This window comes from Nonomuraea sp. NPDC049504, from assembly GCF_040676845.1.
Classification (GTDB): Bacteria; Actinomycetota; Actinomycetes; order Streptosporangiales; family Streptosporangiaceae; genus Nonomuraea; species Nonomuraea salmonea.
On the sequence record NZ_JBFAPT010000006.1, the window covers coordinates 237,357 to 263,319 of the forward strand.

The 25,963-nt window shown below is 72.0% G+C and carries 16 protein-coding genes and 1 pseudogene; 9 read left to right on the plus strand and 8 right to left on the minus strand.

Features of this window, described 5'->3' with window-relative positions; all coding sequences use genetic code 11:
• Positions 1-15 precede the first annotated feature (15 nt).
• A complete protein-coding gene (locus tag AB0K28_RS14640) occupies positions 16-2,787 on the minus strand; it encodes an FAD-linked oxidase C-terminal domain-containing protein (RefSeq protein WP_364369410.1) in 2,772 nt (923 codons plus the stop codon).
• On the minus strand, positions 2,784-3,977 hold the full coding sequence (locus AB0K28_RS14645) for an aminotransferase class V-fold PLP-dependent enzyme (protein ID WP_364369413.1): 1,194 nt from the start codon (positions 3,975-3,977) through the stop codon (positions 2,784-2,786). The genes AB0K28_RS14640 and AB0K28_RS14645 overlap by 4 nt, the downstream gene beginning before the upstream one ends.
• An 88-nt stretch (positions 3,978-4,065) precedes the next feature.
• On the opposite strand from AB0K28_RS14645, the gene AB0K28_RS14650 reads away from it, so the two are divergent.
• Positions 4,066-4,782, plus strand: a complete 717-nt coding sequence (locus AB0K28_RS14650; protein ID WP_364369416.1) for an IclR family transcriptional regulator — start codon at positions 4,066-4,068, stop codon at positions 4,780-4,782.
• Here AB0K28_RS14650 and AB0K28_RS14655 read toward each other — a convergent pair.
• Positions 4,768-5,325, minus strand: a complete 558-nt coding sequence (locus tag AB0K28_RS14655; protein ID WP_345400108.1) for a hypothetical protein — start codon at positions 5,323-5,325, stop codon at positions 4,768-4,770. The two genes, AB0K28_RS14650 and AB0K28_RS14655, sit on opposite strands and share 15 nt — an antisense overlap.
• 176 nt (positions 5,326-5,501) lie before the next feature.
• Here AB0K28_RS14655 and AB0K28_RS14660 point away from each other — a divergent pair, with 176 nt between their 5' ends.
• Positions 5,502-6,830, plus strand: coding sequence for an MFS transporter (locus tag AB0K28_RS14660; RefSeq protein ID WP_364369419.1), 1,329 nt, complete (start codon positions 5,502-5,504; stop codon positions 6,828-6,830).
• Positions 6,831-6,879: 49 nt separating this feature from the next.
• On the opposite strand, the pseudogene AB0K28_RS14665 reads toward AB0K28_RS14660, so the two are convergent.
• Positions 6,880-7,755 (minus strand): annotated as a pseudogene (locus AB0K28_RS14665) (alpha/beta hydrolase); the annotation flags it as partial.
• 490 nt (positions 7,756-8,245) lie between these two features.
• Between AB0K28_RS14665 and AB0K28_RS14670 the strand changes: the two are divergent.
• The 6 genes from AB0K28_RS14670 to AB0K28_RS14695 all read left to right on the plus strand — a co-directional run bounded on the left by AB0K28_RS14670 (position 8,246) and on the right by AB0K28_RS14695 (position 19,395).
• Entirely contained in the window at positions 8,246-12,130 is a 3,885-nt protein-coding gene (locus AB0K28_RS14670) for a BTAD domain-containing putative transcriptional regulator (protein ID WP_364369422.1), read from the plus strand.
• A gap of 470 nt (positions 12,131-12,600) precedes the next feature.
• Positions 12,601-14,937 (plus strand): glycoside hydrolase family 3 N-terminal domain-containing protein, encoded by a 2,337-nt coding sequence (locus AB0K28_RS14675; RefSeq protein ID WP_364369425.1) that lies wholly within the window; start codon positions 12,601-12,603, stop codon positions 14,935-14,937.
• Complete coding sequence (locus AB0K28_RS14680) at positions 14,934-15,920, plus strand: ABC transporter permease subunit (protein ID WP_364369428.1); 987 nt, start codon at positions 14,934-14,936, stop codon at positions 15,918-15,920. The genes AB0K28_RS14675 and AB0K28_RS14680 overlap by 4 nt, the downstream gene beginning before the upstream one ends.
• Positions 15,917-16,795, plus strand: a complete 879-nt coding sequence (locus tag AB0K28_RS14685) for a carbohydrate ABC transporter permease (RefSeq protein ID WP_345400121.1) — start codon at positions 15,917-15,919, stop codon at positions 16,793-16,795. The genes AB0K28_RS14680 and AB0K28_RS14685 overlap by 4 nt, the downstream gene beginning before the upstream one ends.
• A gap of 49 nt (positions 16,796-16,844) precedes the next feature.
• A complete protein-coding gene (locus AB0K28_RS14690; RefSeq protein WP_364369431.1) occupies positions 16,845-18,488 on the plus strand; it encodes an extracellular solute-binding protein in 1,644 nt (547 codons plus the stop codon).
• A gap of 217 nt (positions 18,489-18,705) precedes the next feature.
• Positions 18,706-19,395: a DUF624 domain-containing protein gene (locus AB0K28_RS14695; RefSeq protein ID WP_364369434.1), complete on the plus strand. Its 690-nt coding sequence runs from the start codon at positions 18,706-18,708 to the stop codon at positions 19,393-19,395.
• Between the two features lie 37 nt (positions 19,396-19,432).
• Here the strand turns inward: AB0K28_RS14695 and AB0K28_RS14700 are convergent, their stop codons facing one another.
• The 3 genes from AB0K28_RS14700 to AB0K28_RS14710 form a co-directional block, all read right to left on the minus strand.
• Positions 19,433-21,454, minus strand: coding sequence for an alpha-glucuronidase (locus AB0K28_RS14700; protein WP_364369437.1), 2,022 nt, complete (start codon positions 21,452-21,454; stop codon positions 19,433-19,435).
• A gap of 59 nt (positions 21,455-21,513) precedes the next feature.
• Complete coding sequence (locus AB0K28_RS14705) at positions 21,514-22,656, minus strand: beta-1,3-glucanase family protein (protein WP_345400133.1); 1,143 nt, start codon at positions 22,654-22,656, stop codon at positions 21,514-21,516.
• A gap of 181 nt (positions 22,657-22,837) precedes the next feature.
• Entirely contained in the window at positions 22,838-23,443 is a 606-nt protein-coding gene (locus AB0K28_RS14710) for a hypothetical protein (protein ID WP_364369440.1), read from the minus strand.
• 237 nt (positions 23,444-23,680) lie between these two features.
• Between AB0K28_RS14710 and AB0K28_RS14715 the strand changes: the two genes are divergently transcribed.
• Positions 23,681-24,691 (plus strand): LacI family DNA-binding transcriptional regulator, encoded by a 1,011-nt coding sequence (locus AB0K28_RS14715; protein WP_364369443.1) that lies wholly within the window; start codon positions 23,681-23,683, stop codon positions 24,689-24,691.
• On the opposite strand, the gene AB0K28_RS14720 is transcribed toward AB0K28_RS14715, so the two are convergent.
• A complete protein-coding gene (locus AB0K28_RS14720) occupies positions 24,688-25,962 on the minus strand; it encodes a cytochrome P450 (protein WP_364369446.1) in 1,275 nt (424 codons plus the stop codon). The two genes, AB0K28_RS14715 and AB0K28_RS14720, sit on opposite strands and share 4 nt — an antisense overlap.
• Position 25,963: the final 1 nt, after the last annotated feature.

Sequence of the window (25,963 nt, forward strand, 5' to 3'; positions counted from 1 at the left end):
GATCTCCCCCGAGCGTCAGGTCGGACCGGCCGCCTCGTGGACGAGCTCGACCGGGTGGCGCGCCGTGCGTCCCGCGCCGTGAGCGATCTGCTGGCGGCACGAGACCCCCGTGGCCGCGAGCAGGGTGTCGGGCGACGATGCGGCGATCGCCGGGAAGAGCCGGAGAGCGCCGATCTTCATGGACAGGTCGTAGTGCTCGGCCTCGAAGCCGAACGATCCGGCCATTCCGCAGCAGCCGGCGTCGATCTCGGTCACCTCCGCTCCTGGGATCCTGGACAGCAGCGCGCGGGTGGCGGCCGTGCCGGTGACGGCCTTCTCGTGGCAGTGGCCGTGCAGCAGGATCTCGCGCCCGCGCAGCGCGTCGCCGAGCACCAGCCGGCCGTCGTCGATGGCCTCGGTGAGCAGTTCGGGGACGAGCCTGGCGCGCGCCGCGACGCCCGCCACCCGGGGGTCCCCGGGGAGCAGGGCGGCGTACTCGTCCTTGAGCGTGAGCAGGCAGGACGGCTCGAGCCCGACGATCGGCGCGTCCGAGCCGGCCAGGCGGCCCACCATGTCGGCGGCCATCGTGCGGGCCCGGTCGAGCAGCCCCTTGGAGATGCTGGAGCGGCCGCAGCAGCCGGAGGCTTCCAGCCGTACCCGGTGACCGGCCCGCTCCAGCAGCTCGACGGCGGCGCGGCCGATGGCGGGCTCGGTGAAGCTGGTGAACGAGTCGGCCAGCAGGATCACGTCCCTGCCGTCAGCGGGCTTGCGGCGGGCGAACCAGCGCGGCAGGGTGTCGCGGCGGAACCGGGGGAGCGGGCGGCGCCGGCTCAGGCCGAGCGGGCCGCGTACGGCGCCGGCCAGCCAGTTCGACAGCGGCGCGGTGGCCGAGCCGAGCCGGTTGAGCGTCCTGATCGCGCCGAACGCGCGGGCGCGCAGCGGCACGCCGTGCTCGCTCTGGTACTGGTGCAGGAACTCGCTCTTCAGCGCCGCCATGTCCACGCCGAGCGGGCACTCCGACTGGCACGCCTTGCACTCCAGGCACAGGTCGAGTATGTCGTGCAGCCGCTCGTCGCCGAGCGCCCGCCGGGGGTCGGGCGACGACAGCGCCTTGACCAGCGCGTTGGCGCGGCCCCTGGTGGAGTGCTCCTCCTCCCTGGTCGCCATGTACGACGGGCACATGACGCCGGTGTCGTCCTTGCGGCACACACCCACGTTCATGCACCGGTCGGCCGCGGCGTGCATGCCGCCCTCGAACGCCAGCGTGGTGGCCAGCGGGCGCGGCTCCGGCAGGTTCGGGTCGCGCAGGTGCTCGGTCATCGGGGGCGCGTCCACGATCTTGCCGGGGTTCAGCCGCCCTTCGGGGTCGAAGATCCGCTTGACCTGCCGCATCGCCTCGTAGACGCGGTCGCCGAACAGGTGCCGGTTGAACTCGGAGCGGGCCAGGCCGTCGCCGTGCTCGCTGGAGTTGACGCCGCCGTAGCGGGCGGCGAGGTCGGCGACCTCCTCGGCGACGGCCCGCATCGTGGCGATCTCGCCGGGGACCCGCAGGTCGACGAACGGGCGGATGTGCAGGCACCCCACCGAGCAGTGGCCGTAGAAGCCGGCCTTCAGCCCGTGCCGGTCGAGGACGTGGGCGAACTCCTCGACGTACGGCAGCAGCCGCTCCGGCGGCACGGCGGTGTCCTCGACGAACGCCAGCGGCCTGCGGCTGCCCACACTGGACGCCATGAGCAGGCCGAGCCCCGCCTTGCGGACCTTCAGCACGGCCTCCTGCCCGGCCTTGGTGACCGCCTTGAGCGTGTGGTAGCCGTGCCCGCCGGCCTGCCACGTCATGGCCAGCTCGTCCACCCGGCCGGCCACCTCGGCCGGGCTGTCGCCGAAGAACTCCACGAACAGCAGCGCATCGGGGTCGCCCTCCAGGATGCCGGCCAGCGCCGCGTAGTCGACCCGCCGCCTGGACAGGTCGAGGATGGCCTTGTCCAGCAGCTCGACCGAGGCGGCGCCGGACGACAGCGCGTCGGCGGTGGCCGCGACGGCCGCCGCCGTCGAGGCGAAGTGGCCCACCGCGATGGCCTTCGCGCGCGGCAGCGGCACCAGCCCGACCGTGGCCTCGGTGACCACGGCCAGCGTGCCCTCCGAGCCGACGACCAGCTTCGTCAGGTCGAGCCCGCCGCCCGCCGTGGCCGCGTCCAGCCGGTAGCCGCCGGCGTGCCGCCAGAAGCGCGGGAAACCCGACAGATCGACGCCGTCCAGCACCTCGCCGACCGCCGCCCGCAGCCGGGCGTCAGTGGCGAGGTCGGGCGTGGTGGCGTCGGCGAGCACCACCTTCAGCGCCTGGACGTGGTCGATGGTGGAGCCGTACAGGACGGAGTGGCTGCCGGCCGAGTTGTTGCCGATCATGCCGCCGATCGTGGCCCTGTCGCTCGTGGAGGTGTCGGGGCCGAACATCAGGCCGTGCTTGCGCGCGGCCCTGTTGAGCTGGTCCTGCACCACGCCGGGCTGCACCCGGGCGGTGTCGCCGTCGATCTCCAGGATGCGGTTCATGTGCCGGGAGAAGTCCACGATCACCGCGGCGCCGACCGTCTGCCCGGCCAGGCTGGTGCCGGCGCCGCGCGGCAGCACCGGCACGCCCAGCTCGCCGCAGGCCGCCACCAGCGCCTGCACGTCGTCGGCGTGCCGGGGGAAGGCGACGGCCAGCGGCTCGATGGCGTACATGCTGGCGTCGGAGGAGTAGAGGTGCCGGGTGTACGGGTCGTCCCTGACGTCGCCGGCCAGCAGCGGGGCCAGCGTGCGTGCCAGGCTCACTCGGCGCCCTCCCCGCCCTCCGCGCCTACACTGCCCTCCGCGCCCTCCCTGCCCCTCATGCCCTCCAGGTAGGTCAGCGCCGCCCGCGTCCCGCCCTCCTTGATCGGCACCCCGGCCGCCGCCAGGCCCATCTCGACGCCGCTCAGCGTGCCGGCGAGCATCAGGTCGTTGAAGTGGCCGAGATGCCCGATGCGGAACACGCGGCCCGCCAGCCGGCCGAGCCCGGTGCCGAGCGACATGTCGTACCGGTCGAGGATCAGCTCCCTGACCGCGTCGGCGTCGTGGCCCGCGGGCAGCACCACGGCGGTGAGCGAGCTGGAGTACGCGCGCTCGTCCGCGCACAGCACCTCCAGGCCCCACCCGCGCACGGCCCGCCTGGTCGCCTCCGCGTGCCGGTCGTGGCGGGCGAACACCGCGTCCAGGCCCTCCTCCTCCAGCATGATCAGCGCCTCGCGCAGGCCGTACAGGAGATTGGTGGGCGGCGTGTACGGGAAGAAGCCGCGCCGGTTGGCGGCGATGACCGGCTCCCAGTCCCAGTAGGAGCGCGGCAGCCGCCCCCGGTGCGCCAGCGCCTTCTCACTGACCGCGTTGAACCCGAGGCCGGGCGGCAGCATCAGCCCCTTCTGCGAGCAGCCGACGGTGACGTCGACGCCCCAGTCGTCGTGGCGGTACTCCATCGAGCCGAGCGACGAGATCGTGTCCACCAGCAGCAGCGCGGGATGCCCCGCCCGGTCGATGGCGTCGCGGATCTCCGGCACCGGGCTGCGCACGCCGGTCGAGGTCTCGTTGTGCACCACCATGACCGCGGCCACGTCGGGGGTGAGCCGGTCGGCGAGCGCGGCGGGGTCGGCGGCGTGCCGCCAGTCGCCGGGCACGACGTCCACGACGAGGCCCAGCTTGGTGGCCATCTCGCACCACAGCGAGGAGAAGTGCCCGGTCTCGAACGCCACCACCTTGTCACCCGGCGACAGCGTGTTGACCAGCGCCGCCTCCCACGCGCCCGTACCGGACGAGGGGTAGCAGACCACCGGGCCCGACGTCCTGAACACGCCCCGCAGCCGCTCCAGCACCTCGCCCGCGAGCCGGGCGAACGCGGGCCCCCGATGGTCGATCGTGGGCTGCGCGATCGCGCGCAGCACCCGGTCGGGGACGTTGGTCGGCCCTGGGATCTGCAGGAAGTGCCGGCCCACTGATGGATCACCTCCGTGCCGCTAGACGGCACGGTGTGCCGCTTGACGGTTCATTAACATTAAGATCGGCCCGCAGAGGAGTCAATGCATGCAGAACGTGGTCAACGCCCTCCGAGCCCTCGAAGCGGTCGCCGCGCGCCAGCCCATCGGCGTCGGCGAGCTCTCCCGCGCGCTGGGGCTGCCCAAGAGCACCGTGCAGCGGTCGTTGCGGACACTGCACGACGCCGGGTGGATCAGGCGGGCGGGAGGCGAGGTCACGCGCTGGCAGGTGACGAGCAAGGTCTTACAGATCGCGCGGACGACCGAGCTGGGCCTGCGCGACGCGGCCATGCCCGTCATGGAGGAGCTGCGCCAGCGCACCGGCGAGACCATCCACCTGATGGTGCCCGAGGGCGACGGCGTCGTCCTGATCGAACGCCTGGAGACCGACAAGCCGCTGCGCATCGTGCTGCCGCTCGGCATCAGGCTCCCCCTCCACGCCTCCGCCAACGGCAAGGCCGTCCTCGCCCACCTCGACCGGCCACTCGGCGAGCTGCCCGGCTACACCGCCACCACCATCACCGACCCGGCCGCGCTGCGGGCCGAGCTGGAGCAGGTCCGCGCCCGTGGCTACGCCGACAACCGGGGCGAGTGGCGCTCCGACATCGCGGCCGTCGCCGCCGCCGTACTCGGCCCTGCCGGGCCCGTCGCCAGCCTCAGCATCTCCACCCCGGCCAGCCGCATGCCGGACGACCTGCGCGCCGAATACGGCGAGCTGGTCACGCGGGCGGCCGCCGCGCTCTCCGAGCACTCAGCCCGTCGGTGACGGGCTGCCGCTGATCGTGTCAGGGCTCGTCGGAGCCGTGGGCGGCGCGGTGGCGGGCGGCGAGGCCGACGGCGGCGCCGTCGGGGTGGTCGGCAGGTTCGCGTACTGGCCGGTCCGCGCCATGACCGGCACCATCACCCGCATCTTCGAACGGTCCTGGAACGTGAACGTCATCGGCACCGACGTGCCGCGCGCGCCCGAGACCGTGCCGATCGGCTGGTTGCCGGTGCCGATCGCATGGTCGGGCGGGATCTCGACGGGCCCGGCCAGCCGCACCTGGCCGCCGCCCTCGATCGTGACGTTCTCCAGCCGGTTCGCCCGGCTCGAGCTGTTGACCAGCACCACGAAGAGCGCCTGCTCGGGCGCCGGCGACGCCGGGTCGGCGCTGCCCAGCAGGAAGGCGTTGCGCAACTGCAGGCTCTGCCCCACGTTGGCGTTGGCCCCGTCGTTCTGCGGCGCCTGGTTCGCCCAGTCCTTCTCCGTCTTCGTGCAGCCCGTGACCACCAGGCCCACGACCACGGCGGCGATGATCGAACGACGCATCGCGCCGCCCCCCTTCCGGCATGTCCCCCTCGTGGTCCTCCCGCTACCCCGCGTGACCGGCCCGGAACCCGCCCGGTTCATGGAAAGCCGGGACCCCCGGCGAATCCGGCTGATGACCATCGATCAGCGTTCATGTACCGTCGCGGGAGACGCCAGACCTCCCCCAGGAGCGGCAGATGGTTGAGCAGCAAGGACTCGACGCATCAGGTCAGCTGAGAAGACGGCAACTGGTCCGTGCGGTGGTCGCCTCCGCCGTCGGCACCTCGATCGAGTGGTACGACTTCTTCCTCTACGGCTTCGCCGCCAGCACGTTGTTCGCGGAGCTCTTCTTCCCCACCAGCGACCCCACCACAGGACTCCTGCTCGCCCTCGGCACCTACTTCGGCGGGTTCGCCGCCCGGCCCATCGGCGCCGCCATCTTCGGCCACTACGGCGACCGCATCGGCCGCAAGGCCGCCCTCATCACCACGCTCGTCACCATGGGCGTGGCCACCGCCCTCGTCGGGCTCGTGCCCACGTACGAGCAGATCGGCATCTGGGGCGGCATCCTGCTCACGCTGCTGCGCCTGCTCCAGGGCATCAGCGTCGGCGGCGAATGGGGCGGATCCGTGCTCCTCGCCACCGAATGGGGCAAGACGCGCGGGGGCAAGCGCGGGTTCCTGGGCAGCTGGCCGCAGTTCGGTGTGCCCGTCGGGCTCGTGCTCGGCTACCTGGCGCTGCAGATCTTCGAGCCGCTGCACCCGTACTGGGGGTGGCGCATCCCGTTCCTGCTCAGCATCGTGATGGCCGCCGTCGGCCTCTACATCAGGCTCGGCATCCTCGAGACGCCCGTCTTCGCCAAGGTCATGAAGGAGAACAAGGTCGAGCGGGTGCCCGTCAAGGAGGTGCTGGTCAAGAACTGGCGGGAGATCGTGCTCAGCGCGCTGCTGCGCACCGGGCAGCAGGCGCCGTTCTACATCTTCACCGTCTTCATCCTCACCTACGCAACGACGGCGCTGGGGTTCGAGGCGAGCGACGTCTACACGTACGTGATCGTCGCCGGCCTCGTCTCCCTGGTCACCGTGCCGTTCTGGGGGTACATCTCGGACCTGGTCGGGCGGCGGCGCCTCTACATCGTCGGTGCCGCGCTCATGGTCGTCTGGTCGTTCGTCTACTGGCCGCTGCTCGACACCCGCGTGCCCGCCCTGGTCTTCCTCGCCATCGTGCTGGCCGCGCCCATCCACGACATCCAGTACGGGCCGCAGGCCACGTTCATCGCGGAGAGCTTCACCGGGCGGCTGCGCTACAGCGGCGCGTCCCTCGGCTACCAGCTCGCCTCTTTGACGGCGGGCGGGCCCGCGCCGCTGATCGCGGTGTGGCTGTACGCGACGTACAAGAGCTCGTTCGCCATCGCCGTGTACATGGCGATCTGCGCCGCGATCAGCGTGGTGGCGGCGTGGGCGTTGAAGGACCGCTCACAACAGGACTACGCCATCGAGTACGACGACCCGAAGGCGACGTCCTAGCCTTTCGCGGGGCTTTCCGCGGGCTCTTCGTGGGGCTTTTCGTGGGGCGCCTGGTGAGGAGGTCGCGGATCGCCTTGACCACCTTCGCCGGCGCCTCCTCGGCCATGAAGTGGCCGCTGGAGACCGTACGGTGATCCAGGTCGTCCGCCCACGCCCGCCACCGCCCCGCCGCGTCGAACCCCAGCGCCGAGCCCCAGTCCTGCTGCAGGACCGTGACCGGCATCCGCAACCGGCGGCCCGCCCGCCGGTCGGCCTCGTCGTGCTCGACGTCGATCGTGGCGGTGGCGCGGTAGTCGGCCACGATCGACGGCACGGCCGCTCGCGACGCCTCCAGGTAGGCGTCCCGCACGTCCTGCGGGATCGCGTCCCGGCTGGAGGCCCACAGGTCGAGGAAGTAGCCGAAGAACGCGTCCGCCGTCGCCTCGATCATCGCCTCGGGAAGTCCCTTGGGCTGCGCCATCAGGAACAGGTGGAACCCCACGGCGGCGGAGCGCCCCTGCATGACCTCCCACGAGTCCAGCGTCGGCAGCACGTCGAGGGCCGCCACGTGCGTGATCCGATCCGGGTGATCGAGCCCCGCCCTGACCGCGACCAGCGCGCCCCGGTCGTGGCCCACGAGCGCGAACCGCTCGAACCCGAGCGCCTCCGCCAGCGCCACGACGTCATTGCCCATCGTCCGCTTGGAGTAGGTCTCGCCGTCCACGTCCCCCGGCTTGTCACTGGCGCCGTAGCCGCGCAGGTCGGGGCAGATGACGGTGTGATCGGCCGCCAGGTCGGCGGCGACATGCCGCCACATGAGATGGGTCTGTGGGAACCCGTGCAGCAACACGACGGGATCCCCACTCCCACCGACGGCCACATTGAGCGCCACCCCATCGGCGACGGGGACGCGCCGCTCAGCGAATCCGGGAATCTCGGGAGCCATAAGGGCTCACCTCCTTGAGAGTTAGGTGTCATGACGTTCCGGGTGCCGGGTGCCGGGTGCCGGGTGCCGGGTGCCGGGCTCCGGGCTCTGGGCTCCCCGCTCCCGGCTCCCGGGCTCGGGGTCTCGGCTCCGAGCTCCGGGGCTCGGGCCTCGGGGTCCGGGGTTCGGGAACGGCCCCACCATGCCGTCCGCCGATCAGCAGTCACTCAGCGCTCACTCAGCAGTCCGATCAGCAGTCCGATCAGCGGCCGGATCAGCGGCCGGATCAGCGGCCGACTCGGCGGTCGGATCAGCGCGCCGGATCAACGCGGTTGATCGGCGTGTCGGGTCGGCGGCCGGATCAGCGGTATCCCTCAAGGGACCCCACCCCGTCGCGCCCCGTCGCGCCCCGTCCTACGTGGGGCGGGGCAGGCGGTCATGCCTGGTCAGAGGCCGGTTGAGGGGGAGCGGTCCCAGTCCGGTCCTGAGGGCGCATAGGTTGGGTGGCGCCATGGTGAGTTTCGGTGTGCTCGGCCCGTTGACGGCCGCCGGCGAGCGCGGCCCGATCCCGCTCAAGGGGCCGCGTCACCGGGCGGTCCTGGCCCGGCTGCTGGTCGCCAGGGGACGGGTCGTGCCGGTGTCATGGCTGGTCGGCGACCTGTGGGAGGAGCCGGGGCAGGGCGCGGTGGGGGCCGTGCAGACGTTCGTCGGGGCACTCAGGAAGGCACTCGAACCGGACCGCCCGCCCCGCACGCCGTCCCGCCTCCTGGTCACCTCACCCCCGGGTTACGCCCTGCGCGCCGAGCCGGACGCGGTGGACGCCTGGCGCTTCGAGTCCGCGCTCACCGACGCCACAAGCCGCCCGGCCGCCGAGGCGTACCGGCTGCTCGACGCGGCTCTGAAGTTGTGGCGCGGGCCCGCGTACGCGGAGTTCGCCGATCAGGACTGGGCGCGTGGCGAGGCCGCCCGCCTGGACGAGCTCCGCCTGCTCGCCGTGGAACGCCGCGCCAAGGCCGGCCTGGCCGCTGGGCTGGCCGCCGAGTGCGTCGCCGACCTGGAGGCTCATGTCGCCGCCCACCCCCTCCGCGAGGACGGCTGGCACCTGCTGGCCCGCAGCCTGTACGCGACAGGACGCCAGGGCGACGCTTTGGGAACGCTGCGCCGCGCGAGAAACACTCTGCTGACGGAACTGGGCGTGGACCCGGGGGAGCCCCTCCGCACCCTCGAATCCGACATCCTCTCCCAAGCCCCCCACCTCACCCCGCCCCCGGCGAAGAGACCCACCGGCCCTTCTGAACGAGCGGAGAAGACGTCCCGAAAGACACCGGCGATGGAGACGGCGGCGATGGAGGCCGAAGTGACGGCTCTGCCAGTGGCGCGCCTCGCGGCGGGGAAGACTGCGGCACCGGAAGCTCAAGCGACGGGCCTGGCCGCGGCGCACCTCGCGGCGGCGGAGCACCCCTTCGTGGGCCGGCACGCGGAACTGGCCGAGCTGGAACGTGCGGCGGCATCCGTCACCACGTCCGGCCGCCCGCGACTCGTCCTGATCTCGGGTGCGGCAGGCGCGGGGAAAACCGCCCTGGTGGACGCCTTGGCCCGCCGCCTGCGAGCAACCGGCTGGCAGACAGCCCGGCCCACCAGCGAAACCCACCAGACGGTGGTGGTCGCTGCGCGTGAGGCGCCGGTGTTGCTGGTGTTCGACGATCTGCACGAGGTTGACGAGGAGACGCTGGCCGTGTTCGCCAGGCTGGCGACCGGGCTCGGGCCCGCGCGCGTGCTGATCGTCGGCACGTACCGCTCCACCGACCTCACCGTCCCCCTCACCGAGGCCCTGGGCAGGGCGGCGCGGGCCGAGCCGGTGCGGGTGTACCTGGGCGGGCTGACTCAGTCCGAGGTGCGCGAGCTGGTGAGCGCCCTAGCCACCCGAGAGCCGGCCGACGCCCACATTAAGACGATTCAAAGGCGCAGCGCCGGAAACCCGTTCTTCGTCCGCGAGCTGACCCGCCTGTGGGAGAGCGACGGCGACGCCGCCCTGCACACCGTCCCCGCCGGGGTGCGGGACGTCATCCGGCACCGGCTGGCCGGGCTGCCCGGCGCGGCGCGTACGCACCTGCGCCAGGCCGCCGTCATCGGCCAGGAGGTCGATCTCGACGTGCTGACGGAGCTGGCCGGGGACGAGGACGCCGTCCTGGACTCGGTCGAGTTTGCCCTGCTCGCGGGCTTTCTCGTCGAGCGGGACGCCGACCGGCTCGGGTTCGCGCACGCGCTCGTCCAGGAGACCCTGTACGACGACGTCGCCCGTGCCCGCCGCGCCCGCTGGCACGCCGCCGTGGCCGGCATCGTGGAGCGGACACGTCCCGGCGACGTGGACACCATCGCCCACCATTGCGTGCGCTCCGAGGGCCGGGCCGGCGACCTCCGTACCGCCCGCTACGCCCGCGCGGCGGCCGAACGCGCCGAACGCCGCTCCGCCCCCCACGAGGCCGCCCGCCTCTGGCACGCCGCCCTCACCGCCCTCGACCGCGCCATCACGAAAACACCCACCCCTTCCCGCACCACCCCAGCCGTCCCTGGCAGGGATGCCGCCGGTGGGATGCCTTCGGCTCCAGCCGGCCCCGACCGGGATGCCGCCGGTCGCATGTCCTCGGACCGTGCGGCCCGCGACGAGGCCGGCGGCTCGGGGCTCGCTCGTCCGTCCGGGTGGGAGGAGACGGCATCCTCTGATGGCCCGGCCTCGGGCGGCGGGACGGTGGTCGCGCCCCACCCGGACGGGGCGGAGGGGACGCTGCTTGAGGAGCGGCTGGTGGCCGTCATGGGGCTCGGGCGGGCGTTGGCGGTGACCGGGCGGTTGCAGGAGTCGCGCCGGTTGCGGGCCGAGGCGGTGGATGCGGCGGAAGCGCTCGGCGACCCGCTGCTGACGGCCACCGTCATCGGCTCGTTCGACGTGCCGGCCAACTGGACCACCAACGACGACCCGGCCCTGTCAGAACGCCTGGTCGCCGCCGCCGAACGCACCCTCGCCGTCCTCCCCGACGACACCACGCCCACGTCCCTGGGGCGGTATGCGGCCGAGCGCGCCCGCCTGCTCATCACCGTCGCCATGGAACGCCGCGCCGACCCCGGCCGCCGCGCCGACCAGGCGGCCCGGGAGGCGGAGAGCATCGCGCGGCGGCTGGGCGACCGCACACTGCTGGCCTACGCCCTCAACGGCCGCGCCCTCCAAACCTTCCACCGAGCCGGCCTGGCGCCGGAACGAGCCGCGATCGGCGAGGAACTCCTGGCCCTCGCCGCCCCAGCCCCAACCCCAGCCCCAGCGAACGCCACGGCCCCGGATACGCGCGGGGGCGCGGGTGTGGGCCCGCGCAGGAGTGTGTGCGGGGGCGTGGGACCCACGGGTGCGGGTGCCGGTGAGGAGGCGGAGCGCGCGAATGCCACGGGTGCGGGCGCGCGCGGGGGCTTGGGCGCGGGGGCGGCGGAGTGCGTGGGCGCCACGGGTGCGGGTGCGGGGACGGCAGAGTGCGCGAATGCCACGGGTGCGGGCGCACGCGGGGGCGTGGGCGCGGGGGCGGGGGAACGTGCGGGGGCCGGGGTGGGGGAGGGCATGGTGACGTTTGCGGTGCTGGGGCATCTCATTTTGCTCCAGGCCAGGGCTGGGATGGGGGATCTCGCCACGGCCGACCGGCATGCTGCCGCTGCTGACCGGCTGGCGGAACAGTACGACCTGCCGCTTGTCGGCGTTTTCACCACCTGGTACGCCGCGCTCCGCCTGGCCATCACCTCCGGCGATCGGGACGCGGCCCGAGCTGCTTACCGGGCGGCCGCCGGCCGTCTCGATGGCGTGAGCATGCCCGGCGTCGAGCAGGGGCTGCTGCCTCTGGCTCTGGTGACGCTGGACGTCATCGATGCCGGGTCAGTCAAGCCCGGTCAAGCCCCGCCCGTCCCCACTCGACCGGGTCCCGCGCAGGGCGGTCTGGAATGGGGGCCGTACGAGGCGTGGGTGCGGCCGTTGGTGCTGCTGGCGGAGGGCCGTTCCGAGCAGGCTCGCGAGGCCGTGCGGATGGTGCCCGAGTCGCCGCGCGACCTGCTGTACGAGCTGAGGACCTGCCTGCACGCCACGGCGGCGCTGGCGGCCGGCGTGACCGATCACCTCCAAGACCTGTACGACCGCCTGCTCCCAGCCCGGGACGAGCTGGCCGGAGCAGGCAGCGGGCTGGTCACCCTTGGGCCGGTGGCGCTCTACCTCGGCCGCCTGGCCGCCGCGCTGGACCGGCCGGATCTGGCCGAGGAGCACTTCCGCCAGGCCACCGCCCTCGCGGCCCGCGCAGAATCCCCGCACTGGGCCGCCACTGCGCAGAGCGCCGTCACCGCGTCAGAAAGGGGGCAGGCCGGGCGGTGATGGGCGCTGACAGGTAAGAGGGGTGGTTGTAACCTTCTTGTCAAAACGGGCGGTCAGGAGCGCGGCCGTGGTGGGGCGGGATCGTGGCGAGGCGCCCTTCGCGCCCTTTGTCTTTCCGAAAGTTTCGGGCAACTTGTCGCCGGATGAAGCCGTCGCGAGGCCCGGAGCTCGCCGGGCGCGATAACCGGCTGGACCGGCAACACAGCAGTTGGCGGCACTCTTGACACGATTCAACCGGCCCCCTTATGTTGCCGCAATATTAACCGGAACTGCTTGAAACTTTCGGCGTCACTTTCGCGTAACACCCCGCTAGCGCTCGCGGGACGGCGCCGGCATAAGGGCATGGGCGAAGGGACGGCATGAGGGGCCACGAACCAGATGACACGCGCTCGGCGGAGTCCGGCGAGCGCGAGCAGTGGCGGGACACGCGGTTGACCCCCGCCCAGCGGGCCGAGGCCCTCATCCCTCTGATGACTCTGGAAGAGAAGGTCGCCCAGCTCGTCGGGGTGTGGGTCGGCGCCGACGCCTCGGGGGGCGGCGTCGCCCCGCACCAGACGGACATGGGCGGCGGCCCCGAGTGGCCCGAGGCCATCAGCCAGGGCCTGGGTCAGCTGACCAGGCCGTTCGGCACCGCGCCGGTGGACCCGGTGGCGGGCGCTCGCTCGCTCGCGGCCTCGCAGGAGGAGATCGTGCGGGCCAGCAGGTTCGGCATCCCGGCGCAGGTCCACGAGGAGTGCCTGACGGGCTTCGCGGCGTGGCGGGCGACGGTTTACCCGGCGCCGCTGAGCTGGGGCGCCTCGTTCGACCCCGAGCTGGTCGAGCAGGTGGCGGCCAGGATCGGCCGCTCGATGCGCGCGGCGGGCATCCACCAGGGCCTCGCGCCGGTGGTGGACGTGACCAGGGACTACCGCTGGGGACGCACCGAGGAGACGATCGGCGAGGACCCGTACCTGGTGGGGACGGTCGGCGCCGCCTACGTCCGCGGCCTGGAGGGCGCCGGTCTGGTGGCCACGCTCAAGCACTTCGCCGGCTACTCCGCCTCCAGGGGCGGCAGGAACCTCGCGCCGGTCCCGATGGGCGCCAGGGAGCTGGCGGACGTGGTGCTGCCGCCGTTCGAGATGGCGCTGCGGCTCGGCGGGGCGCGTTCGGTGATGAACTCGTACGCCGAGATCGACGGCGTCCCGGTGGCGGCCGACGAGAGCCTGCTCACCGGCCTGCTGCGGGACGAGTGGGGCTTCGACGGCACGGTGGTCGCCGACTACTTCGCCGTCCGGTTCCTGGAGCGGCTGCACGGCGTGGCCGCCGACGGCGGGCAGGCGGCGGGGCTCGCGCTGCGGGCGGGCATCGACGTGGAGTTGCCGACGGTGGACACGTTCGGCGCCCCGCTGGTGGACGCGGTCAAGGCGGGCGCCGTGGACGAGGCACTGATCGACCGGGCGCTGCGCCGCGTGCTGACGCAGAAGGCGGAGCTCGGCCTGCTCGACCCGGACTGGCAGCCGCTGCCCGGCCCGGCCGACGAGGTGCGGCTGGACGACGAGGAGAGCCAGGAGCTGGCGCTACGACTGGCGCGCGAGGCGATCGTGCTGCTGCGCAACGACGACGCCGTCCTGCCCCTGCGAACGGGACAAACCGGACGGGCGGCGGCGCACGCGGGCCAGGCCGCACAGGCGGCGGTGCAGGCGGGCGAGGCCGGACAGGCGGCAGGGCAGCGGGTGGCGCTGGTCGGACCGGTGGCCGACGATCCGATGGCGATGCTCGGCTGCTACGCCTTCCCCGCGCACGTCGGCCCGCACCCCGAGCACGGGCTGGGCCTGGAGATCCCGTCCCTGCGCGAGGCGCTCGCCGGACTGGTGCCCGATCTCGCCTACGCCCCCGGCTGCGACATCAGCGGCGCCGACACCTCCGGCATCGCCGAGGCGGTGGCGCTGGCCGAGGACAGCGACGTGTGCGTGGTGGCCGTCGGCGACCGCGCAGGGCTGTTCGGGCGGGGCACGTCGGGCGAGGGCTGCGATGCCACCGACCTGCGGCTGCCCGGCGTGCAGGCGGAGCTGGTCCAAGCGGTGCTGGCGACCGGTACGCCGGTCGTGCTGGTGCTGCTCGCGGGCCGCCCGTACGCGCTGGGCGAGGAGACGGACGCGGCCAAGGCCGTGCTGTTCGGCTTCTTCCCCGGCCAGCGCGGCGGCCAGGCGCTGGCCGAGGTGCTGACCGGCGCGGTGAACCCGACCGGCCGCCTGCCGGTCAGCGTCCCGCGCGACGCGGGCGGGCTGCCCGCCACCTATCTCGCGCCGCCGCTCGGCCGCCGCACCCAGGTGTCGTCGGTGGACCCGACGCCCGCCTACCCGTTCGGCCACGGCGTGGGCTACACCACGTACGAGTGGAGCGAGGCTCAGGTCGGCGACGGCGTCACGGACTGGCCGGTGGACGGCGAGGTGCGGGTCGAGGTCACCGTGCGCAACAGCGGCGACCGGGCCGGCGCCGAGGTCGTCCAACTCTACCTGCACGACCCCGTGGCGCAGACCACCAGGCCCGTGGTCCGCCTGATCGGTTACGCGCGCGTCCCGCTGGAGGCGGGGGAGAGCGCGCGGGTGAGCTTCACCGTGCCGGCCGACGCGACGTCCTTCACCGGGACGCACGGCCGGCGCATCGTCGAGCCGGGCGACGTCGAGCTGCGGCTCGGCCGCTCGTGCGCCGAGACCGTGGCGACCCTGCCGCTGCGCCTCACCGGCGACGTACGCGACATCGGCCACGGCCGCCGGCTCCAGGCGCCGGCGCAGATCGATCGCAACCCCCCGGAGGGCCGAGGATGAGCACACCCGACACGCTGAGTCCGGCCAGGCCGCAGCCGGCCAAGGAGAAACCCGCGCCGGGCCGCCGCCGCCGCGAGAAGAGCGGCTCGTGGCGGCGGGCGCTGCGCCGCGACTGGCAGCTCTACACGCTGGCGATCCTGCCCCTGCTGTTCTTCCTGATCTTCCGGTACGCGCCGATGATCGGCAACGTCATCGCGTTCAGGAAGTTCGAGCCGGGCGGCAGCATCTTCGGCGAGGAGTGGGTGGGCCTGCGCTACGTGAAGCTGTTCCTGAACGACCCCACGTTCTGGAACGTCTTCACCAACACCCTCGTCCTCGGCGCGCTGACGCTGATCTTCTGCTTCCCGCTGCCGATCGTGCTGGCGCTGCTGCTCAACGAGGTCAGGCGGCGCACGCTGAAGCGGTTCCTGCAGTCGGTGACCTACCTGCCGCACTTCCTGTCGATGGTGATCGTGGCCGGTCTGGTCATGCAGATCACCGCGCTGGACGGGCCGATCAACGCCTTCCTCGACTTCGTCGGCAGCGAGAAGGTCTCCTTCATGCAGGACCCCGACTGGTTCAGGACGATCTACGTCGGCTCGGAGGTCTGGCAGACGGTCGGGTGGGGCACGATCCTCTACCTCGCCGCGCTGACCACCATCGACGACCAGCTCTACGAGGCGGCCAGGATCGACGGCGCCGGCCGCATGCGGCAGATCTGGCACGTGACGCTGCCCGGCATCCGGCCGACGGCGGTCACGCTGCTGATCCTCAACATCGGCACGTTCATGGCGGTGGGCTTCGAGAAGGTCTTCCTGCTCTACAACCCGCTGACCTATCCGACGGCCGACGTCATCTCGACGTACCTGTACCGGATGGGCCTCGAGGCCAGCAACTTCAGCTACGCGGCGGCGATCGGCCTGTTCGAGGCGCTGGTCGGCCTGGTGCTGATCCTCTCGGCCAATGTGATCTCCCGTCGCACAGTTGGGACGAGCCTGTGGTGACTACGCACGACCTGACCCGGGGCTACCGCGTCTTCCAGTGGTTCAACGCTCTCATCCTGACCGTCGTCGTGATCGTGACGCTCTATCCGTTCGTCAACATCCTGGCGCGCTCGTTCAGCAGCCAGAGCGCGATCAGCGCGGGCGAGGTGAACCTGCTGCCCAAGGGGTTCAACCTGACCACGTACAAGATCGTCGCCTCTGACCCGATGTTCTGGACGAACTACCGCAACACGATCGTCTACACGGTCGTCGCGACGTTCATCGCGATCGTGATGACCACCTGTTACGCGTACGTGCTGTCCAAGAAACACCTCAAGGGCCGGACGTTCCTCATCGGCGTCGCGGTCTTCACCATGTTCTTCACCGGCGGCCTGATCCCCAACTACGTGCTGATCACCAGCCTCGGCATGAAGAACTCGATCTGGGCCATCGTGCTGCCCAACGCGATCAGCGTGTTCAACCTCCTGGTCATGAAGGCGTTCTTCGAGAACCTGCCCCAGGACCTGGAGGAGGCCGCCGCGATCGACGGCCTGAACACGTACGGCATCCTGTGGAAGATCGTGCTGCCGCTGTCGAAGGCGGTGATCGCCACGATGATCCTGTTCTACGCGGTCTCGTTCTGGAACTCCTGGTTCCCCGCGTTCCTCTACATGAACGAGTCCGAGCTGTTCCCGGTCACCGTCTACCTGCGCAACCTCATCGCGGGCGCGACCGGCGCCGACTCCTATGGAGCGGTGGCGAGCGACGTGACCCAGGCGGCGGCCAACATCCAGGCGGTGACGATCGTGCTCACCGTCCTGCCCATCCTCCTGATCTACCCGTTCGTCCAGCGGTACTTCGTCTCCGGCGTCATGCTCGGCGCGGTCAAGGGCTGACGTCCCCGCCCCCCTCTACCCAGCAGAATCACGGGAAGGAATCCCCCCAATGCGCGACATCTCGCGGCGTCAGGCGATCATCGGTCTCGGTGCCTTCGCCTCCCTCGCCCTGACGGCCTGCGGCAGCGACGGCGAGACCCCGGCGAAGGGCGCGGAAACGGCGGCCAACAAGGCCGGCTCGATGGCGGGCTTCGCCGTCGGCCAGCAGTTCAAGGCCACCGAACCGGTGTCGTTCAGCATGCTCTACAACAACCATCCGTTCTACCCGCTCAAGAACGACTGGCTGTTCTGGCAGGAGCTCACCAAACGCACGAACGTCACCATCCAGCCGACGACCGTGCCGCTCAGCGACTACGAGAAGAAGCGCAGCCTGATCATCGGGGCCGGCGACGCCCCGCTGATCATCCCGAAGACCTATCACCCGCAGGAGGAGGCATTCGTCTCCTCCGGCGCGATCCTGCCGGTCAGCGAGTACTTCGACCTCATGCCGAACTTCCAGGACAAGGTCGCCAAGTGGCAGCTCCAGCCGGAGCTCAACTCGATCATGCAGTCGGACGGCCGCATCTACCTGCTGCCCGGCCTGCACGAGGCGGCCTGGGCCGACTACTCCTTCGCGGTGCGCACCGACATCCTGGAGAAGCTCAAGCTCGAGGTCCCGAAGACGCTCGACGACTTCTACAACATGCTCAAGGCGATGAAGGCGGAGTACCCCGACCTCTACCCGATGACGGACCGGTGGGGCGTGCCGAACCCGGGCGGCAACCTGATCAAACTGATCGCCCAGGCGTACGGCAGCAAGGGCGGCTGGGAGTACCAGCACGCCACGTTCGACCAGGCGCAGGGCAAGTTCGTCTACACCGGCACCATGCCGGGCTACAAGCAGACGATCGAGTACCTGAACAAGCTGGTCAAGGAGAAGCTGCTCGACCCCGAGAGCTTCACCCAGCAGGACGACGCGGCCAAGCAGAAGTTCGTCTCCGGCAAGTCGTTCGTGATCAGCACCAATGCGCAGACGCTGATCAACGACTACCGCGGCCCGCTGGTCGAGAACATCCCCGACGCCAAGATCGTCAAGATCCCGGTCCCGGTGGGCCCCATCGGCGAGTACAAGATCGCCACCCGGCTGGAGAACGGCATCATGATCTCCAAGAAGGCCGTGGAGAACAAGAACTTCGTCGCCATGATGCAGTTCATCGACTGGCTCTGGTACTCCGACGCCGGCCAGGAGTTCGCCAAGTGGGGCGTCGAGGGCGTCACCTTCACCAAGGAGTCCGGCAAGTACAAGCTCGCCAAGGACGTCGACTACGTCGGGCTCAACGCCGGCGCGCCCAAGCACCTGCAGAAGGACTTCGGCTTCGGCAACGGCGTCTTCGCCTACGGCGGCGCCACCCAGCTCCTGCAGTCCACGTTCTCCGATGAGGAGATCGAGTTCCAGAACGTGATGAACGCCAGGAAGCCCTGGCCGGTCGAGCCCGCCGCGCCGCTCACCGAGGAGGAGCGCGAGCAGGCCTCCCTGTGGGAGACGCCGCTGAAGGACCACGTCACCCAGAACACGCTCAAGTTCATCCTCGGCCAGCGCGACCTCAGCGAGTGGGACGCCTACGTCAAGGAGGTCGAGGGCAAGGGCGCCACCCAGTACGTCACGCTGGTCAACGGCGCGTACGAGCGGTTCAAGAAGGAGCACGGCAGCTGACGCGGCCGACCTCCCCGCCGGCCGGGCCGTCCGCACCGCACCAGGACGGCCCGGCCACCCCCGCTCCCGCGCCCGCTCCCGGACGCCCGGCCACCCCCGCTCCCGGACGGCCCGGTTGCCCGGGCGCGAGCGCCGGGGCGGTCCCGGCCGCCCGCGCGCCCGAATCCGGAGGGATCGGTATCCTCCGGGAAAGTCTCGCCTCGGAGGACCACACGCGATGAGCGACCTGACGACCTCGCGGAAGTTCGGCACCGGCCCGCTGTCGCGCGGCTCCGCGCTGATCTACACGCTGCTGATCGTCGAGCTGCTCGTCCTGCTCACCGCCGTCCCAGGACTGGTGGCGCTGGTGCTGCTCGACCGCGACGCCAGCAACGTCCCGCTGATGGCGGCCTGCCTGCTGCCCGCGGGCCCCGCGCTGTCCGCCGCCCTCTACGCCCTGCGCCACCGCAGCGGCGACCTCGCCGAGCTGAGCCCGGCCACCGCGTTCTGGCGCGGCTACAGGCTCAACTTCGGCGCCGCGCTCAAGATCTGGGTGCCCTGGCTGCTCGTGCTGGCCCTGGCCGGCACCAACCTGGCCAACTTCGCCGCCGCCGGGGTGCCCGGCTGGTGGGGCGCCCTGCTGATCGTGCTCGCCGCCGGCGGCACGCTGTGGGTGGCCAACGCGCTGGTCATCACCTCGCTGTTCGCCTTCAGGGCGGTGGACGTCGCCAAGCTCGCGGCGTACGCCCTCGGCCGCTTCCCCGCCGCCACCCTCGCCAACGCCTGCCTGCTCATCGTGGCGGGCGGCGTGGTGCTGGTCGCGTCGGAGGCGGTGCTGGCGCTGCTGGCCTCGGTGCTCACCGCGACGCTCCTGTGGAACAGCCGCGCCATGATCACCGAGGTGCGACAGCGCTTCACCCGCCCCTAGGAGCCAGCCCTTAGGAGCCAGCCCCTAGGAGCCCGCCCTAGTGGATCGTCCTGCCGTGCGCGTCGGGCACGCCCGACTTGCGGAAGAAGTAGGTGTTGATCTGGTCGCGCCACTCCTCCGCCGAGCGCACCTGCTCGTCCAGCCGCTCGCGTACGCGGGCGTACAGCGCGGGATCCACCACGTCGTCGCCCTCCAGCTTCGCCCACAGCGCCCTGACCTCGGCGGCCTCCTCGGCGCCGGCGAAGTGGGTGTCGTAGATGTGCTGGATGACCGTGGTGCCGCTCTGCAGCACGTGCTCGTACGGCACGTGGTGGAAGAACAGCAGCAGCTCGTCGGGGCACTCAGCGCGTGACTCGTACACCTGCGACCACGGCGCGGGATACTGGCCGGTGTAGCCGGTGCCGGTGGACCTGGTGCGGTCGACGCCGACGCCGTCGCGGTCGGCGAAGTGGTAGGTGCCCCACGGCGTGTACTCGTAGCCGTCCACGTCAGGGCCGTAATGGTGGCCTGGCCTGACCATGAAGCCGACGCCCAGCGGCGCGGTGTAGCGCTCGTACGTGCGCCACGAGCCGTCCATCATGCCGTGCAGCGTCTCCCGCAGCCCTTCGCCGCCCTCGGGGAACGTGAGCCCGATCCACTCGTCCAGGATCGCCGCCGGGTCGAGGCCGGGGTTCCAGGCCAGGCGGCCGAAGGCGTACAGGTTGGCCTGGGCCAGCGGATGCCCGGTCCAGTAAGGGTCGTCGCCCACGTTCGACACCGCGACGAGACCGCCGCTCGTCGTCACGTCAGCCACCGCCCGCTCGCCGGGGCCCCAGAAGCGGAACCCGAGCACCTCGCTCCACATCGGCGCGAGATAGCAGACGTGCCGCTGCTGGCCGGTGTACTCCTGCGTCACCTGCAGCTCCACCGCGAGCTTCGTGGCCGGCATGGCGGCGATCACCGGGGAGATCGGCTCGCGCGTCTGGAAGTCGATCGGGCCGTACTTGACCTGGAGGATCGCGTTGTCCCTGAACCGGCCGTCGAGCGGCGAGAAGTGGTCGTGGGCGGCGCGGGCGCGGTCGGTCTTCCGGTCGCGCCAGTCCTGGCGGTGGTTGTAGACGAAGGCCCGCCAGTGCACCACGCCGCCGTGCGGGGCGAGGGCGTCGGCCAGCATGTTCGCGCCGTCGGCGTGGTCGCGCCCGTACGCGAACGGTCCGGGCTGGCCCTCCGAGTCGGCCTTGACCACGTAACCGCCGAAGTCGGGGATCGTCTCGTAGACCCGCTCCGTCGTCCGCGCCCACCACGCGCGCACGTCCTCCTCCACCGGGTTCGCCGTCTCCAGGCCGCCGAGCACGATGGGGGAGGCGAAGGTGACCGACAGGTGCACGCGGATGCCGTACGCGCGGAACTCGGCCGCCAGCGCGGCCACCTCGCCGAGCCGGTCGGTCAGCAGGCGGGCCTCGGTGGCGTGCACGTTGACGTTGTTGACCGCGACCGCGTTGACGCCGGTGGCCGCCAGCAGCCGGGCGTAGGCGCGTACCCGGGTCAGGTCCTCGCGCAGGACGCCCTCATGCCAGAAGATCGAGCCGCCCGAGTAGCCGCGTTCCACCTGGCCCATCACGGGGTGCACGCCGATGTTGTCCCAGTGGTCGAGCATGCGCCTGGCCAGCGCGGGCCGGTGCGTTTCGGCCGGGCGGTCGCCCTCGAACGCCGCCTCGCCGAGCCTGACCACCGCGAAGAACCCGTACAGCAGGCCCGCCGGCTGATCTGCCAGCACCACGGTCACGCCGCCGGAGCGGGCCAGCAGGAAGCCCTCAGCACCCGGTTCGGGGCCCTTGACCGCCTGCGCGGCCGCGGGCAGCGAGCCGTCGGAGGTCAGCGCGAGCACGAGGTCGTACGGCTCGCCCGGCGCGGCCACGGCGCCGCCGTGCCGCGCGCAGGCGTCCGCCACCTCGGCCCGGACGGTCTCCGCGACCTCCGAGGCGTCGGCGAGCACGAGCACGCGGCGCGCGCCGAGCGCACGGAACGCCTCGGGGGGCAGCCAGGCCGGATGGACGTCATCGACATGGGGAACGGTCACGGGGGGCTCCTTAGGTCAAACTCCAAGGAGCGAATCTATCGCCGCCCCGCGAACCGCCCTCAGGCAGCGTCGTTGAAGGGCGTCAGCCGGAGCCTGATCGCGGTGGGCGCGGTGTCCTCGATGTAGGTGGAGCCGTCGGCCACGTCGTCGTAGGGGTAGCCGTACGCCTTGCCGCTGCGGGTGTTGGCGTGCAGGACGCGGGCGTAGTGGTTGGTGAGCGAGGTGCGGTAGTACTGCGACCGGTCGGTGACCGGCTGGTCGGGGTGGCTGAGCAGGGTCGTGCGGTTGAACGCGGCCCCGAGGATCGCCGCGATCGGCCCCGAGATCCCCTCGGAGTGCAGGGCGCCGTTGCAGTAGAACACGTCGCGGGTGCTCGGCCTGGCGAACGAGCGGATGCCCCTGTCGAAGACGAACTGCCCGCCCTGCACCCGCCCGGTGTAGGTGACGCCGTTGGCCACCACGCGCAGGTTCCTGCCGGTGTAGGAGTTCCACACGTCGTTGATGTACGGGTCCAGGTAACTGCCGGAGAACAGGCCCGAGTCGATGCCGTGGCCCGGCGCGATCACCCGCAGGTCGCCCACGACGAGGTTGCGGAACGCCGGCTGCGCCGCCACGCCCGCGAAGATCTGGTCGCGGCCGTTCGGCACGAGCGTGCCGGAGACCTGGCTGGTGCGGCCGTCCAGCTTGAGCTCCATCGGGATGGAGAACATGTCGACCATGGTCGTGTTGCAGAACATGCCGCCGCTGTTGAAGGTGAACTCCATGAAGTCGTGGAGCACGTTGTAGCTGGGGTCAGAGCTGACCCAGCCGGCCGGGTGCTGGAGCGCGGGGCGGCCGTTGCCGTCGATGACGACCCTGAACCTGATCTTCTGGCCGATGGAGACGTACACGCGGCCGGACATCCAGGGCAGCGTGATGCGGGTGTCGCCGCCGGCGGCCAGCGGGATCGACAGGTCGGCGAAGCCGTCGGGGCCGTTGTGCGACAGCGAGACCGGCACCTTGGTGCCGTCGGCGCGGGCGAAGACCTGGTTGCCGGTGGCCTGGTCGGTGCCGACGACGTACAGCCAGATCTGGCTGTTGGCGTAGCGGAAGGTGTGGTTGACGACGGTCATGGGCAGCGACGTGGCCGCCTGGGCGGGCTTGGCGAGGGCCAGTACGGGAGTGGCCGCCGCGCCGGCCAGCAGCGCCCTTCTGGTGATCATCGTTCGACTCCTCGGGGGGTGCGCTTCGAGAGAGCGAAGGGTCGAGAGAGCGCTCTCTCGTTAGTTTCGGTTAAGTTTCTTTCCTGTAATGGCACACTGTCAAGACCGGCATGAAGGGTCGTCACCGATTCGCGGGGCCGCGCCCTGCTCCGCCCTCCGCCGGGCCTCCCGCCGGCCCGCGCTAGCGGCCGGCGGCGGGTGCTGCCTGGTGGCCCTGGACCAGGCCGGATGGGGCCTGGGTGCGCCACGGGCGCGGCGTCCTGGCCGGGCGGCGGCCGGCGACCAGCGGCGGCGTCTCAGGGGCCAGCACCGAGACCTCGCGGGGCGACGTACGCGCCGCACGCGGCGGCACCGCCTCGCCCTCGCGCGACCGCGGCCGGGCCGAGCCGCCGTCCCGCGTGGACGGCTTCGGGCCGGCGGTGGCGGGGGAGGACGGCGCTGATGTGATCGCGCCGATACGCGGGCCGCTTGTCGGGCCGCCGGTCGGGCCGCCGGTCGGGGCGCTCGTCGGGGCACCGTTCTGGCCGTCGCTGGGGGCGCCGCTGGGGGCGCCGCTGGGGGCGCTGGTCGGGGTGGCGATCGGGCGGGGGCTGAGGGCGGACAGCGGGCGCCGGCCGCGCGCGTCCTCCTCGTACGGGAACGTCAGCGGATCGAGCGTCGGCGAGCTGCCCGGGACGCCGATCAGCACCCCGGCCACCGCCAGTTGCAGCACGCCCGCCAGCAACGCCGAGACGCCCAGCACCCGCCGCCGCCGCGCACCGGCCGGACCGGGCCGCTCGCTCAGCACGGCGTACGCGTTCGTGCCATGAGTGTCCTCCGGGGGGTGGGGGGACGAACGGGTTTCTCGATCTAGGCACGAAAGATGATCGCGGTCAAGCGGGGACGAACGACGCAGGGGCCGTTCGGGGGTGCTGCGCTATGATCGCACCGACGACGGGCTCACGACCTGGAACGATCCGCACCGGCCCGGACACGTCGTTCAGGTCGCGGTTCAGGTCGCGCCGCTCACGGGACACGAGGAACGATGTCGAGCATCAAAGAGGTCGCCCGGCTCGCCGGGGTGTCCGTAGGTACCGTGAGCAACGTGCTCAACCGGCCCGACCTGGTCGCCCCCGACACCAGGCGCCGGGTGCAGGCGGCCATCGAGCGGCTCGGCTACGTCCGCAACGGCTCGGCCCGCCAGCTCCGCGCCGGCCGCAGCCGCACCATCGGGGTGGTCGCGCTCGACCTCGGCAACCCGTTCTTCATCGACGTCCTGCGCGGCGTCGAGACGGCGGCCCAGCAGTCCGACCTCACGGTCATGGTGTTCAACAGCAACAAGGACGCCTCCAGGGAGGCGGGGCTGCTCGACACGTTCGAGGAGCAGCGGCCGCTCGGCGTGCTGATCACGCCGGTCAACGACAGCGGCGAGGAGGAGCGGCTCGGCAGGCTCGTCGCGCGCGGCATCCCCGTGGTGCGCTTCGACAGCTCGGCCGGCCACGGCAACGGCTGCTCCGTCGCGGTGGACGACGTGCTCGGCGGGCGCCTGGCGGGCAACCACTTACGCGCGGCCGGCCATCGCCACATCGCCTTCGCCGGCGGCCCGTTCACCGTCCGCCAGGTGCGGGAGCGGCGCGACGGGCTGGCCGCCGCGCTCGGCCCCGGCGACACGCTCACCGAGATCCCGCTGCCCGACCTGACGGTCGCCACCGGCCGCACGGTCGGCCAGGAGATCGCCGCCCGGCCGCCCGCCGACCGGCCCACGGCGGTGTTCTGCGCCAACGACCTGGTCGCGATCGGCGTGCTGCAGGAGATGACGCTGCGCGGGCTGAAGGTCCCCGACGACCTGGCGATCATCGGCTACGACGACATCGACTTCGCGGCGGCGGCCGCCGTGCCGCTGTCGTCGGTCCGCCAGCCGCGCGAGCAGATCGGCCGCACGGCCGCCATGCTGCTGCTGGAGGAGGCCAACCGGCCGGGCGAGCACGAGCACCGCCAGGTCATCTTCCAGCCCGACCTGATGGCCCGCGCCTCCACCTCCGCGACCGCGCGCTAGCGGGCGCCCAGCCGGAGCGGGAGGGTGCGGGGGCCGCGTACCTGGCCGGTGGACCACGTCACCGCTGCCGGGTCGGCCAGTTCGAACGACGGGATGCGGGCCAGCCACACCTCCAGCGCGACCCGCAGTTCCATGCGGGCCAGGTGGGAGCCGACGCAGCGGTGGATGCCGAGGCCGAAGGCGGCGTGCCGGTTCGCCTCGCGGTCGATGACCACCTCGCCGGCCCGCTCGAACTGGGCCGGGTCGCGGTTGCCCGAGGGGAACGACAGCAGCACCCAGTCGTCGGCCCGCATGCGCACGCCGTTCCAGGTCATGTCCTCCTTGACCAGCCTGGCCATGGTGACCGGCGCGTACGCCCGCAGGAGCTCCTCCATCGCGGTCGGCAGCAGCTCGGGCTCGGCGACCAGCCGCTCGCGGTCGGCCGGCGTCCTCGCGAGGTGCCACAGCGAGGCGCCGATCGCGCTCCACGTCGTGTCGATGCCCGCGATGAGCAGCAGCGCCATCGTGCCGGCGACGTGCGCGGCCTCCAGCTTGTGCCCGCCCAGCTCGGCCTTCACCAGGTAGGTGGTCAGGTCGTCGCGCGGGTGGTCGACGTGGTCGCGGATCTGGTCGAGCAGGTAGTCGTACAACTCGTCCAGGGCCGCCGTACGCTCCTCGGCCGGCTTGTTGACGCCTTCGAGCACGTTCTCGATGAAGCGCCGGAACCGGGGCCCGTCCTCGGGCGGGAAGCCCAGCATGTCGGCGATCACCCGGACCGGGATGTGCTGGGCGTAGTCGCGGGCGGCGTCCACGACCGGCAGACCCTCCAGGGTGTCCACGAGGGCGTGGCAGTAGGCGCGCGTCGCGGCCTCCCGCCGGGCCACCGCCGACTTGGTGAACGCCGGCAGCAGCAGCTTCCTCGCGTGGTGGTGGAACGGCGGGTCGGACGAGATCGGCGGCGAGTCGCCCATCGGGGCCAGCTCGCGCGGCGGCCGGACGTTGCCCATGATGATCGCGCGCGAGGAGAACCGCTCGGTGTCGTACGCGACCGCGGCCACGTCCGCGTACCGCGTCGGCAGCCAGCCGCCGCCGAACCGCTCCGTGCGGGCGATCGGGCAGCGCTCGCGCAGGTCGTCCAGGATCGGGTACGGGTCGGCCGCCCATTCGGGCTCCAGGTGGGAGAAGTCGGTCGCCCAGTCGGAGACCGGGCCGGTGACGATCTCGCTCCGCGTGCCCTCAGGCACCTCGGACGCCTCCTGCGGGCCCGCCGTGAAGCGGTCGTCCACGGTCACC